Annotated in this window: 17 protein-coding genes; all 17 read right to left on the reverse strand. The window is 39.1% G+C overall.

Going from position 1 to position 18215, the window contains the following annotated elements:
• Positions 1–10 precede the first annotated feature (10 nt).
• The 17 genes from OCV72_RS05820 to OCV72_RS05900 all read right to left on the reverse strand — a co-directional run bounded on the left by OCV72_RS05820 (position 11) and on the right by OCV72_RS05900 (position 18200).
• On the reverse strand, positions 11–1318 hold the full coding sequence (locus OCV72_RS05820; RefSeq protein WP_055282586.1) for a glycosyltransferase family 4 protein: 1308 nt from the start codon (positions 1316–1318) through the stop codon (positions 11–13).
• A gap of 12 nt (positions 1319–1330) precedes the next feature.
• Positions 1331–1828, reverse strand: a complete 498-nt coding sequence (locus OCV72_RS05825) for an acyltransferase (RefSeq protein ID WP_055282588.1) — start codon at positions 1826–1828, stop codon at positions 1331–1333.
• Entirely contained in the window at positions 1825–2982 is a 1158-nt protein-coding gene (locus OCV72_RS05830; protein ID WP_055282590.1) for a hypothetical protein, read from the reverse strand. The genes OCV72_RS05825 and OCV72_RS05830 overlap by 4 nt, the downstream gene beginning before the upstream one ends.
• A 2-nt stretch (positions 2983–2984) precedes the next feature.
• A complete protein-coding gene (locus tag OCV72_RS05835) occupies positions 2985–3749 on the reverse strand; it encodes a glycosyltransferase family 2 protein (protein ID WP_055282591.1) in 765 nt (254 codons plus the stop codon).
• Positions 3749–4495 (reverse strand): sugar transferase, encoded by a 747-nt coding sequence (locus OCV72_RS05840; protein WP_055282594.1) that lies wholly within the window; start codon positions 4493–4495, stop codon positions 3749–3751. Before OCV72_RS05840 ends, OCV72_RS05835 begins: the two co-directional genes overlap by 1 nt.
• Positions 4496–4517: 22 nt before the next feature.
• Positions 4518–5801 (reverse strand): DegT/DnrJ/EryC1/StrS family aminotransferase, encoded by a 1284-nt coding sequence (locus tag OCV72_RS05845; RefSeq protein WP_055282597.1) that lies wholly within the window; start codon positions 5799–5801, stop codon positions 4518–4520.
• Between the two features lie 30 nt (positions 5802–5831).
• Positions 5832–7775, reverse strand: coding sequence for a polysaccharide biosynthesis protein (locus OCV72_RS05850; RefSeq protein ID WP_055282599.1), 1944 nt, complete (start codon positions 7773–7775; stop codon positions 5832–5834).
• A 71-nt stretch (positions 7776–7846) separates the two neighbouring features.
• Positions 7847–8353 (reverse strand): LbetaH domain-containing protein, encoded by a 507-nt coding sequence (locus OCV72_RS05855; RefSeq protein ID WP_055282600.1) that lies wholly within the window; start codon positions 8351–8353, stop codon positions 7847–7849.
• Between the two features lie 234 nt (positions 8354–8587).
• On the reverse strand, positions 8588–9847 hold the full coding sequence (locus OCV72_RS05860; RefSeq protein WP_242859222.1) for a sugar transferase: 1260 nt from the start codon (positions 9845–9847) through the stop codon (positions 8588–8590).
• 635 nt (positions 9848–10482) lie between these two features.
• The gene (locus tag OCV72_RS05865; protein WP_081021017.1) at positions 10483–11742 is read right to left on the reverse strand and encodes a sugar transferase; all 1260 of its coding nucleotides are present in this window, start codon (positions 11740–11742) and stop codon (positions 10483–10485) included.
• 65 nt (positions 11743–11807) lie between these two features.
• Positions 11808–13247 (reverse strand): LCP family glycopolymer transferase, encoded by a 1440-nt coding sequence (locus OCV72_RS05870; RefSeq protein ID WP_242859223.1) that lies wholly within the window; start codon positions 13245–13247, stop codon positions 11808–11810.
• 16 nt (positions 13248–13263) lie between these two features.
• Entirely contained in the window at positions 13264–13995 is a 732-nt protein-coding gene (locus OCV72_RS05875; protein ID WP_055282605.1) for an immunoglobulin-like domain-containing protein, read from the reverse strand.
• Positions 13996–14007: 12 nt separating this feature from the next.
• Positions 14008–14718 carry a CpsD/CapB family tyrosine-protein kinase gene (locus tag OCV72_RS05880; RefSeq protein WP_055282609.1) on the reverse strand — a complete coding sequence of 237 codons (711 nt, stop codon included), beginning with the start codon at positions 14716–14718 and terminating at the stop codon, positions 14008–14010.
• Positions 14719–14723: 5 nt separating this feature from the next.
• Positions 14724–15512: a YveK family protein gene (locus OCV72_RS05885; RefSeq protein ID WP_055282611.1), complete on the reverse strand. Its 789-nt coding sequence runs from the start codon at positions 15510–15512 to the stop codon at positions 14724–14726.
• A 1-nt stretch (position 15513) separates the two neighbouring features.
• Positions 15514–16239, reverse strand: a complete 726-nt coding sequence (locus tag OCV72_RS05890) for a CpsB/CapC family capsule biosynthesis tyrosine phosphatase (RefSeq protein ID WP_055282613.1) — start codon at positions 16237–16239, stop codon at positions 15514–15516.
• A 385-nt stretch (positions 16240–16624) separates the two neighbouring features.
• Entirely contained in the window at positions 16625–17500 is an 876-nt protein-coding gene (locus OCV72_RS05895) for an NAD(P)-dependent oxidoreductase (RefSeq protein WP_055282615.1), read from the reverse strand.
• A gap of 22 nt (positions 17501–17522) precedes the next feature.
• Positions 17523–18200 (reverse strand): acyltransferase, encoded by a 678-nt coding sequence (locus tag OCV72_RS05900; RefSeq protein WP_055282616.1) that lies wholly within the window; start codon positions 18198–18200, stop codon positions 17523–17525.
• Positions 18201–18215 lie beyond the last annotated feature (15 nt).

An 18215-nucleotide genomic window follows, 5' to 3' on the forward strand; every position in this document is an offset into this window, starting at 1 on the left:
AAGGCTTTGACTACGCCATGACCTCTTTGTACCAATTCACATATTTTTCAGACATAATATCAATCGAAAACATATTACCGATTTCAATAATCTCTTCATATTTCCAATTTTTATCCAATGCTATCTTTAATGTATCTGTAACTGATTCATTACTTCTATCCTTTACTTTTAACATTGCCTCCGGATAATATAAATCCTGTGTTGCATCTAAATCCTCAAAGGTAACGCATGGTACTCCATGCATATATCCCTCAACAATAGGCAAGCCAAATCCATCATTTAAACTCAAAAATAAATTTACATCACAAAATTTCCAAAAAATATCCATTCGATCATTAAATCCGCCTAAAATAACATTTTTATGTAATTGATATTCCGCAATTTTTTTTCGGACTTCTCCATTATCTACTTCTCTTCCCCAAAGCACCAACAGGATATTTTCAAATACTTTTGTATTTTTTAATATTTCTACTGCTTGCATTTGATTTTTGTTTTTGGTTATATTTCCCACGAAAAAGAGAATTTTCTTACCATTTTTTTTGCTATACTGCAAATAAGCATATGTATCACTCAACTTTGGATATAAATCATTCTGCTTCAAACAATCGCTATAATATTCTTGAAACTTTTCTTGCGTTAAAGTGCCTTCTTCTCGAATAAACTTTGTATCATTTTCGTCGCTTTTTTTCGTTCCATTCGTGATAACAGTGATATTATTTGCTTTTTTTCCTAAATACTTTTCTTCTATTCTGGCTTTCATACCACTACTAATCACACTAATTGGTATATTATTTTTTTCTGCTTTTATTAAAAAATCACGTTCTATCTGCTTTTCGTATGCCGGTGCAGAAACTGAATCATTCAAACCAATTAAACCATGTAAAGTAACTGTATACCTTACTTTCATTTCCTCACAAATTCTAATATAGCTTTCTGTAATAGTTCCTATACCATGTATATGAACTATGTCCGGTTTTTCCTTTTGAATTTGTTTTCTAACATATCCGCCATCCACTTCATAAAAAACATGTCTGGCTTTATCTTTTACTGTAACACCATTCGCAAAAAATGCTTTTATTCCTATTAACCAATCCTTTAATTTTGCATTAGAAAAGAACTGTCCCCATGTATGAGAAAGGATTTTAAAATTCTTTTCATTTTTTCCCTTTGTAATAACTCGTGTTAATAAAATAACATTTTCTAATTCAGCCACTGAACTTACTATATTTTGAACCATTATTCCAAATCCAGTCTTATTTTTAGTAAATTCAATTATATTGTCATCATATATATACGGAGCAATAATCATTACTTTCATTTATATCGTCACCTAAAAAAATTTGTTTTCTGATTTCAATTCATAATAATGTTGTTCGTTTCTCATTTTAAATACTTTCGCCGGATGTCCTCCTGCAATTGAACATGATGGAATATCCGATACAACAACGCTTCCAGCTTGAATAATAGCCCCTTCACCAATTTTAACCCCTTGTAAAATTGTAACATTTTGCCCAAGCCAAACATTATCTTCTATCACGACATCACCGTCTATAGTCGTTTCGTCATAAGGAATAGATTTTCCCTCATAGTTATGATTAGAGGTTAATATCAATATTCCTCCTCCTGAATGAAAATTATTTCCAATAGTAACATTTCCATTTCCTGTAACTTTCATCCCATTAAAATGACAATTATCTCCGATATAAGTCTTAGATGTAAATTTACTCCAATGGTTTATATGTAATCCCTTTCCATATTGCTTGGCTGTTTTTTTACATAGATTTGTATAAAAACCTGTTCGTATTTTTTTTATAATTTTTCCTATCATACGCTTTTCTCCAATACTTCTGATAAAAGTCTATGTTCCTTATAAAGACAAACATATCCCAATTCTTTCAATTTGTTAAAATTTTCAGGATTACTCATATTATCTATTATTATTGGAATTGAATTGCATAATGCCTGATTCAATACCGTTGAATAAAGCGAAATTGCAGCACCAGATTGTAATAAAGATTGCTCTATCGAAGTTTGGGTTGTATCCTCTACATCTGCAAAAGTAAATATCTTTTTAACAATATCCATATTAGAATATCTCGGATGTGGACGTATTGAAATTTTATTTCCACTCTTATATAACTGTTCCAATATTTTTGATATTTCCTTTAATACCTCTTCCGATTCTGCACCTAAATAATATGTATAATCATATTTCTGTGTTCTGATCAGCTCTCCATCGAATTTCAAAGAAGCCGGAACTTCAACAACAAACTGATTTTTATCTGCCTTCATAGAAGCTAATATTTTTCCATAGTATTCATCCCAAATATAGCATTCATCAAATTTAAAGAACGAATCTCTCATATAGTACATTTTTTCTCCATGCATGACATCTATATGCTTGATATTTCTTTGTTTACAGTAAGCTGTCAGTACTGAAGACGTAAAAGAGTATTCCGCACAAACCGCTATTGCTTCAGGTGAATATTCTTCAATGGCAAAACTATATCTTCCAATTTTAATCAAACATTTTAAAATAAACTGCCAAGAAAATGGATATCTACATATTATTCCTTTTATAAACTTTTTATCTTTTGCAGTTAATAAAGTTCCTTCTACTGGATTACTTTCAATTGCTTTATACCTTTTTTTCAAAGACTTTGGCAAAATGTTTTCCGGTTTACCATCTCTAAAAAATACCAAGTTTTTATGCTCTAGCTGATTCACCTGAACCTTTTTTCCATATTTGAACCAGTAGAGAATCGCCACTGGAAATGAAACCAGATTTAACAAAAAAGTGATTCCTTTTCCATTAAACTGCATCTGACACTTATACTGAAAATACGATCTTTCAATCTCATCTCGTGGATTTCCTAATTTAGCAATGTATTTTTTTTGTTTACTGACATCATATGAGAATAATGCGTCTTGCCTTCTTTCCAAAAGAACAGCCATTTTACGCAGCATATCATTCATACCCATAATTAACTCACCTTTTTAACGTACCGCACCTTTTTCCAGCATCCATAAATTAAATTTTGTAAAGTCAAAAATAACGATGCAATACTATTCTTATTATCTGCTTCCTTAAATAACTTATAGTGCCACTTTACTAATTTTAAATAGCCATGATTAGATATTGATCCTGACCGTTTTCTATACTGTGCCAGCACTTTATCATAATGATAACAGTTTGCCTTTTTGATTACTTTCAGCCACATGGCATAATCGTTATTCTTTTTAATATCTGCAATCTGTATTTTGCCAATCTTCTCCGCATCATACATTACGGTCAAACACCCCGGCCAACAATAACGATACATTCCCATTTTCGTAATCTTCTTAGGTCCGGTTACTTTCACTCCATTCGTCACATCATTTTCATCAATTTCTTCATAACTAGTATATGAAAAAGAGTATTTATTTTTTTTCATATACTTTATTTGTTCTTCCAGCTTAGTCGGATACCATAAATCATCACTGTCCAAAAATGCAATCCACTTACCCTTTGCATTTTTTAATGCTTTATTTCTTGATACAGCAGCACCAGAATTTTTTTTGTTTTTTAAATAAATAATTCGGTCATCATCATACTTCGATACAATCTCATCTGTATTATCAGTTGAACAATCATCAACTATCAACAGTTCCCAATTTTTGTATGTTTGCTCTAATACAGATTCTATTGTCTTACTAATAAATTTCGCAGTATTATATGAGGGCATTATTATTGAAACTAACTCGTTCATTACTTCAATCCTTTTAGTAGTTCTTTTGCTTCGTTCTGTTTTTTATCGTATTCTTCTTTACTTATCTGTTTTGTTTGGAGAAGATAATCCCCATAATCTGCAGCAGTTACACTACCTTCTTCTGTAATTCCCTCCTGCTTAATAAATGCTTTTTCAACAGTTTTAAAAAGAATTTTTAAATCACGCCTAAAAGAAACATGTTCTATATACTCCAAGTCATACTGCAATTTTCTATCCCATGAAATTGCATTTCTGCCACTTATCTGTGCAAGCCCAGACAATCCAGGTTTTGCAGTATGACGCATTCTTTGTTCTTCTGACATAAACACCATATCTCGAACTAACTGCGGACGTGGCCCTATCAGTGTCATCGTGCCATTTAAAATGCAAAATGCTTCTGGCAGTTCATCCAAAGAGGTAGATCTAAGCCATGCACCAAATTTTGTCAGACGCACTTCATCGGGCAGCAAGTTTCCCTCTGCATCTTTCTTATCTGTCATAGTCCGAAATTTATACATTTTAAAAATTCGTTCTTTTCCCGTTTTCGGATCAATCAGTCCAGGTCTATATTGAGTAAACAACACTGGACTTCCCAGTTTGATTCGAACCAGCAGAGCGATGATTGCATACAGCCAACAGAATACAATAATTGCCAATCCAGAGCAAAAAATATCAATCGCTCTTTTTATGTATCTTTCGTAAAATCCCATTTTACGGTACAATTTATGATTTTTTTCTTTCTTCATAAATCTCTCCTAAAACACTTCCTTATTCAAAGCAAGCCTTTATTACTTTAATAATTCTATCCTGCTGCTCTGCTGTCATTTTATTGTCACTTGGCAGACATAATCCTCTTGTAAAAATATCCATACCTACATCAGCTACTCCGCCTGCAATATACGCATTTGATCTGGCACGTCCGTTTCCATCTCTGACAACAAATGGATTCAAACGATAAATCGGCTGCATATGCATTGGTTTCCAAATTGGACGCCCCTCAGCATTAATAGATGCAATTGCTTCCAGAATCTCTGTCGGGCAAGACTTTCCTGTTTCTTTTACATAGCACACATCCTGCTCGCCACGAACCTGTTTGCACATGGCTTCCTTATTAATAATCAGACAAGACAGCCAATAATTTGGTTCAGAATTTTCCAGATCCATCGGATTCATAGATACTGGCAATCCTTTTAATCCCTCTTTATATCTCTCATAAATTGCTTTCTTCTGTGCAATATGTTCATTCAGATATGGGAACTGTCCACGAACTACACCAGCTACTACATTGCTCATACGGTAGTTGTATCCCAGTTCTTCATGCTGATACCATGCTGCATTTTCTCTTGCCTGTGTAGACCATTTACGAACTTTGTTTGCAGCTTCTTCATCATCAGTCAAGAAACATCCACCTGCACTTCCGGTGATAATCTTGTTTCCATTAAAGGAAATCGTATTATACTTTCCAAATGTGCCAGTTTGTACTCCCTTATATGTAGCTCCCATAGATTCTGCAGCATCTTCTACCAGAATTGCATTATGTTTCTTGATAACGGCATTTAATTCGTCTACTTTTCCTGGTGTTCCATAAAGGTGAGCAACTACTACTACCTTCGTATCCGGATAAATTTCAAATGCTTTTTCAAGTGCCACCGGGTCCATATTCCATGTGTCATATTCCGTGTCAATGAATACCGGTTCACCGCCCTCGTAAACAACAGGATTTACAGTGGCATCAAAAGTCATATCTGAACAAAAAACTTTCTTTCCTTCCAATGCACCATGTCCAACTTTTGGCATACCATATGCTTCAATACCAGCTAATTTCATAGCAAGATGCAATGATGCTGTTCCTGCAGATAATGCAACTGCATATTTACATCCTATATATTCACATGCCATTCTTTCAACTTCATTGATATTTTTTCCAACTGTTGACATCCAGTTTGTTTCATATGCTTCTTTCACATATTCAATCTCCGGACCGTGCATAGTCGGGCTGCTTAACCATACTTTAGACTCAAACTTCTCAAATTTATTACTTTCTTTAAACATGACTCCTACCTCTTTTCATCCATTTTGATATTAAGCAATTTCTTTATTTACATCTTCTGGTCTTTTGAATGTTGGAACAACACTCCTCAGTGCTTCTTTTGCAATTAGATCATCCCCTGTATCGCAGGCATCTTTAAGTACCTGAATCTTCTGGTATATTTCTTCCTGGCTCAGTGCAGTATCTCTTTCAATGAAGATCATGCTGTTGTCTGTTTTATCCAGTTCCTCTGTCTTAACTAACAGCTCCTCATACAGTTTCTCTCCTGGTCTTAATCCAGTTTCAATAATTTCAATTCCCTGTACACCGGACAGACGAATCATATTCTCTGCCAGATCCATAATCTTTACTGGCTGTCCCATATCCAGAACAAACAGTTCTCCATTATTGGCAATCGCACCGCTCTGAAGTACAAGCTGTGATGCTTCCGGAATTGTCATAAAATATCTGATGATTCGCTTATCTGTAACTGTAACCGGTCCGCCATTAGCGATCTGGCGTTTAAATAACGGAATAACTGATCCGGCACTGCCAAGTACATTTCCAAATCGTGTTGCACTGTATTTTACTTTTCCGTGTGTGCTTGCACTCTGGACAATCATCTCGCACATTCTTTTAGTTGCACCCATAACATTTGTAGGATTAACTGCTTTATCCGTTGATACCATCATAAAGCGTTCTGCACCATACTCCTCACAAAGCTCTACCAGATTCTGTGTACCAAATACATTGTTGTAAATAGCTTCTACACAGTTATGCTCCATCAAAGGAACATGCTTATGAGCAGCTGCATTGATGATGATCTGCGGATGATATTTTTCAAATACTTTTTCCAGTGCTTTTCTATGAGTAATAGAGCAAATTTCAATCTGTAAATCCAGTTTATTTCCATAGGCAATCTTCAATTCCTGCTGAACATCATATGCACCATTCTCATAAATATCTAAGATAATGATTTTCTTTGGATTCATCTTTGCCAACTGTCTGCAAAGTTCTGACCCAATGGAACCGCCACCACCTGTAATCAGTACGACTTTATCTTTGTAATATGCATTGGTACGTTCATCCGAAACAACCAGAGGTTTTCTAAATAAAAGTTCTTCTATATCAAATTCTCTAAGATGACGTTTCCCGCCGGCAGCATACATCGTCGGATAATCGTAAACTTTTAATTTATAACCTGCATTTTTGTAATATTCATAAAGTGCTTTCTTTTTATCTGCATCCATTGATGGGATTGCAAAAATAATTTCCTGTACCTCAAACTCTCCTAATTTCTGGAAAGTCGCTTCATCCTCTGACCACACCGGAATACCATGTATTTCACGTCCGACTTTTTCTTTATTGACATCAATGAAACCTCTCGGTATATATGCCGCCTCAGCGTTATTTAAAAGATCTTCTGCAAGACCAACTCCTACTCGTCCGGCACCTATAATCGCAACTTTAATTTTCTGTACTTCTTTTTCATTTCCAGCTTCCATTCCTGAAAACAGACGCAATAATATAGAAAGAATTTTTCCACCGACAGTTTTCCGGTTTCCACATTTATATGCGTAGCGATACATCATACGCAATGCTAAAGCACCTAATAAATTCAAACTTGCTAAAGAGAGCATTCTGGCAAATGTAATTTTTTGAACCGGAAGCATGAGTTCCAGACATAGATACACTATAAAAGCGATAGAGTCGGTAAATAACAGACGGATATAGCACTGGATTCCACCATATCTCCATACCTGTTCATAGATCTTACCCAAAAGACGTGCCGCAAAAATACACAGTGCAGATAAGCATACTTGTTGAAGTATCCCCGTAGACGATAACTTATCCATTCCACCATAAATAACCAGTAGTATAATTGCTACTACTGCATATACGATCAGGTCATACCCGACCAACATCCATCGTATATTCGGCGCACTATTCTGTTGTGTACGTTTTAATTCCCTGTTTTTTTCATTCGTTCTATTCATCGTGTACCCCCCCCCACGAAAATCGGGGAGGTTTCATCCTTTCATATATTTATTTCTAATTATCTGTTTTACTATTTATCAATTGGTGTAAACAAAACAGTTCCCTGTTCTGTTTCAGTTCCTATATTCAATGCACTGGTGCTTTTAACAATTGTTCCAGACTTCAATGTACAGCCATCCCCAACAAGGCAATATGGCTCTACTACACTGTTGGCACCAACAACCGTTGCCTGCCCAATAGTACTTCCACAGCCAACAACAGCTCTTGGTTCAACAATACAGCCAGGCATTAAATTAGCTGATGGAGAAATAGTAGAATCCATATGAAATAAAACTGGAATATTGTAAAGTGCCTCCAACTTTTTATTCCACTCAAGTCTTTCTGTTCCATCGTCACATGCAGCTATTGCACAGTTATATTCCGGATAAAAACTTTCCACATCCTCCAGTTTTCCAATAGCTCCTTCTCTGTCATTATCTACAAAGGAGATTTCCTCAAAGCAACCCATTGACTCTGCTATCTCTTTTACATAATCTCCATATCTTTTAGAGGCTACAATTAATAATTTTCTTCCCATTTTCAACACACTCCTCATAATTATTCGTTTTTATTAGGTAAGTTCTATAACACGACGACTAGCCTGTGAATGTTCTTATTAAAAAGATCATTCGCAGGCTAGGTCAAACCTCCTTATCATAATTTTTCAGCTTATAGTGTGGGTCAAAATAAGCATCCAAGAAACCATTCTTTTATATTTGTTCCCCCGCTCAATCGACACAACACAAAGAAAAATTATCATAACGAAATTCGACTAAGCCAGCGAAACTCTTGTAAAATCAAGGTTTTTCTTGGTTGTCCCTATTATACCGCTATCTCCTCGTAATACGTTAAAGAATTGCGGAAATTCATCTAAACTTGTTCGTCTGATAAAATCACCGATTCCTGTCTTATGTGTCCCATCTGGAAGTATCTTATTTCCGATAACACGAGGATCGAAGTCCAGTTTAAACATCTTTCCATCTCCAAGTTTGTTATCTTTCATAAGCTCTGCTTTACGTTCTTCTGCATCCATATACATACTTCGGAACTTGTACATTTTAAATTTCTTTCCATTCTTTCCTACTCGTTCCTGAGCAAAGAAAATTGGTCCCGGTGATGCAATATAAATTGCCGGTCCGATAAAAATACAAATGATTCCGGTAAAAATACATCCAACTAATCCACCCGCAATATCCATTAAGCGTTTTAACATTAACTGTCTGGTTGATGCATAATTGATACTTGTCGTAAGGACTGTGTAATCACCAACCTTTTCCACAAACTGTTTTTTCCCTGGCACACTTGTAATCTTTGCAAGATTAAGATGAATGGTTACTCCTGTCTCTGATAACTGCTCAATTAACTCTGCCGGATACGGAAGAACTTCTGAAACAACAACCAGAACTTCGTCAATCCATTCCTGACATACATACATTGCTGCAGTCTCTTCGTTGGCAACTACCGGAACTCCATGAATTTCTCTTCCAGTCCAGTCCGCATCAACTACAGCTACACCAGCCAATGAGAATCTGGCATAATTGTTTTCCTGCATACTTAACACTACTTGTTCAGCCACATCTTCTGATGTTACAATCAGTAATTTACGTTCTCCGCCATCCTTCATCTGTTTTCGCAGAAGTTTTTTCCAAAGTTCTCTGACAATATACGTCATTACTAAATAAATTATTATGGTCAGCATCAATGTTAATCTTGAAAAGTCCTGTCCCTGCTGAAGCAGGAATAAATATAAAACTGCCAATGCACCTACCATAATCGCATGATTTAACGTAACTACAAAATCACGATAGTATCCTCTTTTTAATACACTTTTCATGGTGCCATACGCAAAAATCATAACCAGATCTGCCAGTTCAAGGAAAACTGCCATATTGCGATAAATAATTGTTTCATATGGATTAAATCCATATCCGCTAATTGCATATGCCAGAACATACGCTAATTGCAAACAGATCATGTCTAAGATTATAAAATCTGTGTGTTTTAACCATCCTTCAGAATCTTTTCTATACATAGATTTTTTTCTTTCCCCTTCCATTTTTTTGTAATCTATTTGTTAATCTACAATCGTCCCCACAATTGTAGAAATTGCCTTCAAATTTGAGTGATTTAAAACTAGATAGGATTATTGCTACACCAAGAAGAGCATTAATCCGGAATATGTTAAGATTTGTTAAGATATGTAATTCCGTCCATAGCCATACCCCGAACACAAGTAAGCAGCACATGAGAATCACATTTTGAATATTTAGATATGCGATATAAGAATTTCGATATTCAGTTTTCTTTTTCTTTTCATTCCCATTAATATGTACTGGGGTATCCATCGTACACTTTCGTTTTGATATTCCAAGCATTTCATATCTCCCTTACTGTACCCCCCCCGACAAAATCGAGGGCTACTTTCTTATCTCTTTTTTCTCATTTATTTCTTATATTTTTCTCCAACGACAGATAACCTGTGAACGTCTTTCGAGGGACATTCGCAGGCTCAGCCATTACCTTCCTATTATTTATGATTCTCATTTACTTATTTATGATTGGGTCAAAATAAGCATCCAGGAAACCACTTTATTATATATATTCCCGCTGGAAATACGATTGGTTTCCTCTAATGATAAATCATAAGAATCATACTAAGGAACCTAGCTAAGCCAGCGAAAACCCTGTAAAATCAAGCTTTTTCTCGGTTGGCTCTATTATACCGCTGACTCCTTTCAGTACATTGAAGAACTGAGGAAATTCATCTAAACTTGTACGACGGATAAAGTCTCCCACTCCGGTTTTTTTCGTTCCATCCGGAAGCACCTTATTTCCAATCACTCGTGGATCAAAGTCCAGTTTAAACATCTTTCCGTCCCCGAGTTTGTTGTCTTTCATAAGCTCTGCTTTTCTAGCTTCCGCATCCATGTACATGCTGCGGAATTTATACATCTTGAACTTCTTACCATTCTTTCCAACTCGTTCCTGTGAGAAGAAAATTGGTCCCGGTGATGAGATGTAGATTGCCGGTGCCACGAAGATGTAGATAATTCCCGTCAGGATACATCCGGCAAGTCCAGCCGCAATATCCATAAGACGTTTTGCCATCAACTGTTTGGGCGATGCATAGTTCATACTTGTTGTAAGAACCGTGTAATTCCCAATCTTTTCTACAAACTGTTTCTTTCCTGGTACATTAGAAATCTTTGCAAGGCTTAAGTGAACCGTCACACCAGTCTCTGTGAACTGTTCGATCAATTCTTTTGGATAAGGAACTGTTCCCGAAGTAACAATCAGTACTTCATCTACCCATTCACGACAAACGTACATTGGAGCCGATTCTGCATCTGCCACGACATCAACACCATCTACGACACTGCCTACCCAGTCATAGTCAATGATTGCAACACCGGCAATGACATATCTTGCATAATTATTTGCCTTGATATTGCGTACAACCTGTTCTGCAATATCGGATGTGGCTACGATAAGCAGTGCTCTTTCGCTTCCCTCGTCCATCTTACTCTTCAACTTATGTTTCCAAAGTTCACGTACAGGATACGATATGACTATGTACAATACAATCAATAAAATTAGTGCCAGCCTGGAATATTCCTGACCTTTCTGAAGCAGAAACAGAAACATAATAGATACCACACCTACTACGATGCAATGTTTGATCGTGATCATGAATTCCACATAATGTCCTCGTTTCAATACTCCTCTCAGTGTATTGGATGTAACAAGGATAATCAAATCTATAAATTCAATAAACACAGCCATATTTCGATATAACATATTAATATACGGATTAAATCCATTTCCGCTAATCATATAAGCTAATAGAAATGCCACTTGTAAGCATATCATATCCCATATAATGAAATCTGCATGTTTTAACCATCCATCATTATCTTTCCTGTACATATATCTTTCTCACTTTTCCTCACATTATAACTATGTTTTCTCTTACTTCTTTTTTAATCTTATCTCTAGTTCTTCTCTACTGCTTTGATCTTCTTCGCCGCATTTTGTACTGCTGTTTCATCCGGCCACATGACATATAATAACTGGCTTCCGGATGAGAAGCATGTCTGTGTATCTCCCGTTCCGCTGACTGCCTGTGATTCGATATCCCAGTTCGTCGGATCTGCAATCTGATTACTGATGAATTTCGAAATTTCTTCACTTGTCATATTGGTCTGAACGGAATCACTCACTCCTGCGATCAACTCATTGGCATTCTTTAAGATTGCCGGAGAACATGCTTTTTTGATGATAGCTGTCAGCACGATCTCCTGATCTTTTCCTCTCTGATTATCACCATCTTCAAAGCTGTATCTTTCTCTGGCAAATCCCAGTGCCATATCCCCATCCAGATGGTTCATACCTTTTTGGATCTTGTATTTCCCATGAAGTGTTGTGAATTCATAATCCGAGTTCACATCCACACCGCCAAGTGCATCCACAATGTTTACAAGCGATGTAAAGTTCACTCTCGCATAATAATCAATATTGATACCATACAGATTTTCCAGTGTTGCCATTGATCTGTCCACGCCGTAGATTCCGGCATGTGTCAGTTTATCTCTCGACTCACCGGATATATCCGGAATGGTTACATAATAATCTCTCGGTGTTGTTGATAACAGGATTTTTCTTGTCTGTGGATTTACCGTCATAATAATATTCACATCGCTTCGACTGTTCGTTGTGATCGGTCCTGCAACGTCAATACCACTGATAAATACATTGAAAGGCTCATCTACACTTGCCTGTTTTTCTTCTTTAATCTCTGTCTTGATTCCATACTGATACAGAATCTTCACCTGATCAGAGAACCCTTCAACCGACTCATCGATCAGGCTTATGTAACCTTCATTGAAGATTGCAGCATCGATATTTCCGTTCAGAAGACCGTTTGCTTCATCGGTCAGGGATTCATATGTCTCTGCTTTCAGATCCCTTCCGATGACTTTTTCTACATCTTTGACCATTTTCTTGGTATTCTTCTGATCTACAACAGTCTGATAACCGAAACGGTAATTCTCGGCATCCATGATGTTGTCCGCTTTGTCATCTTTTTTCACAACTACGACCATGTTATCCGTCTTATAGGTTGCTCCGCCGACTGCTTTCAGTACATCGTCTGTTTTCAGAAGTGCAACGCTTCCGACCGCCAGGATAATCGTCATCAGAAGGCTGATGATCTGTCCCAGATATCTGGAAACATTGTTTTTCAGATATTGTAATGCATGTGTGATCATGAATAAGATCAGCAATACAATAATCAGCGGCACCAGATATTTTACCGGCGCCAGTCCGCTGTTCCAGATCAGTGCGATACAGATGACCGATACTGCAAGTTGGATCAGTGTAATAAGCTTTCCTGCTATATTCTTTTTTCCTGTCATGGACTGTTTTAAACTCATCTTCTCATTCCTTTTTCTACTGTACTGTCAGTGTGAATTCGATCGGATCGGAGGTGTTGCCGTCACTGTCCTGTACATAATACTGCAGAGTATATGTACCTGCTTTATTTACATTATATTCTCCGTCGATGTGGAGACTCTTGAACAAGGTATCTCTGTCGTCTTTGTCGTCAACTGCCTCTGTCACTTCGCTGAGCGGATTGAATGTAGTACCTCTTGTAATGGTTTTGGTCTGTTCTGTAAGTGCGATCACCGGTTTTTCTCCATCTGCCTGCAAAGGATTATCCTGTGCATTCTTTTCTGTATCTGTCTGTTCTTCTGCATCCGTCTTCTTGTCGTCTGTATTCTCCTGTACAACTTCATCGGTATTCGGTGCAGTATTCTCATCTGCTGCTACATTTTCCTCCGCATCAGCATTTGCCGCCGTATAGGATACCGTGCGTTTTGCCGTGCCTACATTGTTGGCATGATCCATCACGCCGTAATAGACGACTGCTTTCTTCTTGCTGACCGGAATGATCTTGTCTACAAATATCTGGTCAGACAGATCTCCGTCACGGTTGTCATCTGCTTTGACACCTTTTAAGAGCTTATCGTAAGCTTCGCCCTCTGTGTAATGTATCTTCTGTGTTTTTTCTATTGTGATCACCGGTGCAGTATGATCTTTTCCCATTGTCACAAGAAATCCTACTGCCGCAACTGCTATGCATCCGGCTCCCAGCACTCCTGTAAGGAACCACTGTTTCATAACGTTCACCCTCTAGTCTTCTTTTTTGTATTCTCCGTAATATTTGCCGTAATATTTGCTATAGTATTTATTTCCGTAATATTTATTCTGTTTCAGGTCTACCTTATTCAGTACAACTCCTAGGATCGGGCATCCTGCCAGTTCCAGCTGTTCTTTCACAACACGGGCATATTTATAACTGATTTCTCTGGATGCTACAACCAGAACGGATGCATCACAGTTCTTTGCGATGACAGCAGCATCGATAACGTTTCCAAGAGGCGGCGCATCGATAATCACATAATCGTATGCCTGTCTCGCACCATTTAACAACGCCTCGAATCGTCTGTTGCCGAGAAGCTCTGACGGGTTAGGCGGAACGACTCCGGCAAATGCTACATACAAGTTTGGCTCCTGTGTCTTCAGAATAATGTCTTTGATCTCAACCTGTCCGGACAGAAAATGTGACAATCCTTTTACTTCTCCCGCAACGCGGTGTCTTCCCATCAGTACCGACTTACGAAGGTCGGCATCCAGGAACAGTACTTTCTTTCCTGCCTCGGCAAGTGATGCTGCCAACTGTAATGTTACGGTACTCTTTCCTTCGTTCGGTGTACAACTTGTGAATACGATCACTTTTTTGTCCGATCCGGAAAATTCAATATTGGTTCGCAGTGTCTTGTAGGATTCGTTACTGCGGTAATCATTAATTTCTTTTAGATTTTTTAAAATTACGTCTGCCATGTTCCTTATCTCCTCTTCTGAACTGCTTTTCGGGATTCTCTCTGATGTTTTGTTTTCTTAGATTTTGCTGCACCTGACTGGATTGGAATGGAAGTCAGTACATTTAATCCAAGGTAGTTCTCTACATCTTCCGGTGTCTTGATCGTATCGTCTAATAGATAGATCAGTGTGATGATGCCGGCTGCGATCACGAATCCGAGGATTCCACCAAGCATCATATTCTTCATCGTATTTGGCGAAGACGGAGAAGTCGGAAGGTTTCCTTCTTCTACGGTATTAACAGAGTCAACACTCATGATTTCTTTGATCTGTACACTGACTGCTTCTCTGACTGCATCTGCGATTTCTTTAGCCTGTTTTGGATTCGCACTTTCTACACTTACCGTCATGATACGAGTATCGGTTGGTGTAGATACGGAGATCATGTTGGCAAGCTCAGCTGGCTGCATCTTTAGATTCAGTACAGAGATTGTCTTCTCCAGTACCGGGCGGCTCTTTACCAGTTCCATGTAGTCCTTGGTCAGCATGCTGCCGGCTGTCAGCTCACTGTAATTTGAAGAAGACGTTGTACTGTTTTCATCTTTTGCCAGTACATACATCTTGGTCACCGATGTATACATCGGTGTAACGAAGAGCTTTGTTCCGACGAAAGCCACTAATGCCATCAGTATGGCTGCCAGTATAATAATATGTACTTTTGACAGCAGTACCCGGAACAGTTCGCCCAGGTCAATCGTCAGTTCATCTTCTTCCACGATTCTTGGATTCATCTTTTCATAATTTTCCTGATTCATCTTAATCTCTCTTCTTCAGCATTTCCTTCGCGTTGCTGTAGAATATCCTCCTTGTATAATCTTCTCCGTATCGTTTTTCTACGTGAGTGGCCGCCTTCTTCATCTTCGGCGGTCTGTGCTTTGTATCGTGTGCATCGGTTCCGACGCAGAATACCAGGTCGCGGTTCATCAGCTCTTCGATGAACTTTCGGATCTTACGTCCGGATCCACCGGTGATGCTGTCTGCATTGACTTGCAGGTTCACACCCATATCGCACAGTTCTTCCGCAAGCTCTACATCTTCGGCGATGCAGTGATAGCGCTCGACGTGCGCCAGTATGACTTCGTATCCTGCGAACTGCAGCTGCTGGATCCCCTGTCTGATGTAGCTGTATGTCTGTGAGGGCGGGAATTCTACCAGTACATACTCTCTGCGGTTCATCGAAAGGATCTTTCCTTCTTTTAATTTGTCCGCAGCATCCTGTCCGAAATAGACTTCCGTTCCAAGGTATACCCGGAAGCGTTCATCGATCTCGTGTGCTGCTTCGCGCACAAGCTTTGCCCTTTCACGGAGCTTCTCTGCCGGTGCCTTTCCGCGGTGCGGATGGTGGTGAGGGGTTGCTATGATACACCGGATTCCTTCTGCGTATGCGATCTCAAGCATCTTCTTCGTCTCGGCAAGGTCTTTCGCCCCGTCATCGACTCCCGGCAGAATGTGGCAATGCATATCTATGTAACATTCTTTCATCTGGTGGTTACTCCTTTATTCTCTGCTTTTTTATCGGTTTCTTATAAGTTGGAATAAATTCATTATATCTTTTTCTTCTCTGTGCAATTTTTTGCACACCAAAATACCCCCCCCCGGTATTCTTATCATTTCATACCAATGGAAGGAAGGGTATCTCTCAAGCTCTTCGTATATTTATACATTTTATAAGTGTTATGTAATATCTCTATATTTGGCTTTCTGTCTTTAAAACACAAATAACTGGGATTATTATATATCATTTTTTGCCTACATCCCTCATCCATTCATAAACATGTATGATTTTATCATACCTTTAAGCAGGCTTCAACTATGTATCAACAATTTGTACAATTTTACCCATTTTTTGCCTTTTTTTCGACATGTTTTATACGTCCATCTCTTCTTCGTAGTACTTGATCAGTGCCTGGGTGCCGAGATCTCCGCAACCTTCTGCCTGGAGGAGTTCGTAGTTGGCAAGCACCTGGCTTAATACGTCCAGATTGAGATTGCTCATGTTCGCTTCGGTAAGGGCAAGCTTCATGTCTTTGACGAAGTGCTTCAGGAAGAATCCTGGTGCATAATCTCCTGCCAAAATCTTCGGGCCGAAGGTATCTAACTGCTTGCTTCCTGCCGCTCCGGTCGATACGGAATCAAGGACCGTCTGAAGATCCAGGCCTTTTGCCTTCGCATAGGTGAGTGCCTCGCAGACTCCGGATAAGGTGCCGGCGATCATGATCTGGTTCGCAAGCTTGGCGTGCTGACCGCAGCCGGATTCTCCCTGGTAGTTGATGTTGGTTCCCATCGCCTCGAATAACGGCATGCAGGCTTCGTAGTCTTCTCTGGAACCGCCGACCAGGATGGAGAGTGTACCGTTCTTTGCCCCGGTGTCACCGCCGGTGACCGGGGCGTCCAGTACGTGGAAGCCTCTTTTGGTTCCTTCTTCTGCGATCTTCTGGTCCAGCATCGGGCTTGTGGTCGTCATGTCGATCAGGTATGCGCCTTCTTTTGCGCTGTCTAAGATGTTGCCTGCATCGAAGTAGACTTCTTCTACGTCGGTCGGGAAGCCTACGATGGTGATGACTGCTTCTGCGTCTTTTACGCAGTCTGCGATGGTGTCGTGGAAGGTGGCTCCTTCGCTGATCACGTCTTCGACTTTGGATCTGGTTCTGGCGTAGATGTGTAATTCGAATCCTGCTTTCATGAGATTGCGGACCATAGATCTGCCCATGATGCCTACGCCGATGAATGCTATTTTGTTCATTGATTTTTCCTCCGTGTGTTGATTACTCTTTTACTTTCTCCACTACTTCGCCCTGTCTCTTGTAGATGCTGTGTGCCGGTACGAATCCTCTGACGCTTGACAGTGGGTAGATGTTGCTGTGGCTTCCGATCACGGTTCCCGGATTCAGTACGCTGCCGCAGCCGACTTCTACTTCGTCTCCGAGCATGGCTCCGAATTTCTTAAGACCTGTCTCGATCCTTTCGTCTCCGGCTTTTACTACGACGAGTTTTTTGTCGGATTTGACATTGGATGTGATGGATCCGGCCCCCATATGGGATTTGTAGCCGAGGATGGAATCGCCCACGTAATTATAGTGCGGCACCTGTACTTTGTTGAACAGGATGACGTTCTTAAGTTCTGTCGAGTTACCTACGACTGCACCTTCGCCGACGATCGCATTTCCGCGAATGAATGCGCACTGGCGGACTTCTGCGTTCTTTCCGATGATCGCCGGTCCGTGGATGTAGGCTGTCTGGAATACGGTTGCGGATTTGGCGATCCATACGTCTTCGCCGACCTGATCGTATTCATCTGCCGGAAGGGTCTTTCCGAATTCTTTGATGAAGCCGCTGATCTTTGGAAGGATTTCCCATGGGTAGGTGGCTCCTTCGAAGATGTCTTTTGCGATGGTTTCATCCATGTGGTTGTAGAGGTTTTTGATGGTTAATTGTTCTGACATGTTGGTTCTCCTTTT

Origin of the sequence: Dorea amylophila (assembly GCF_025567265.1) — a bacterium.
In the GTDB taxonomy this organism is placed as follows: Bacteria; Bacillota; Clostridia; order Lachnospirales; family Lachnospiraceae; genus Dorea_A; species Dorea_A amylophila.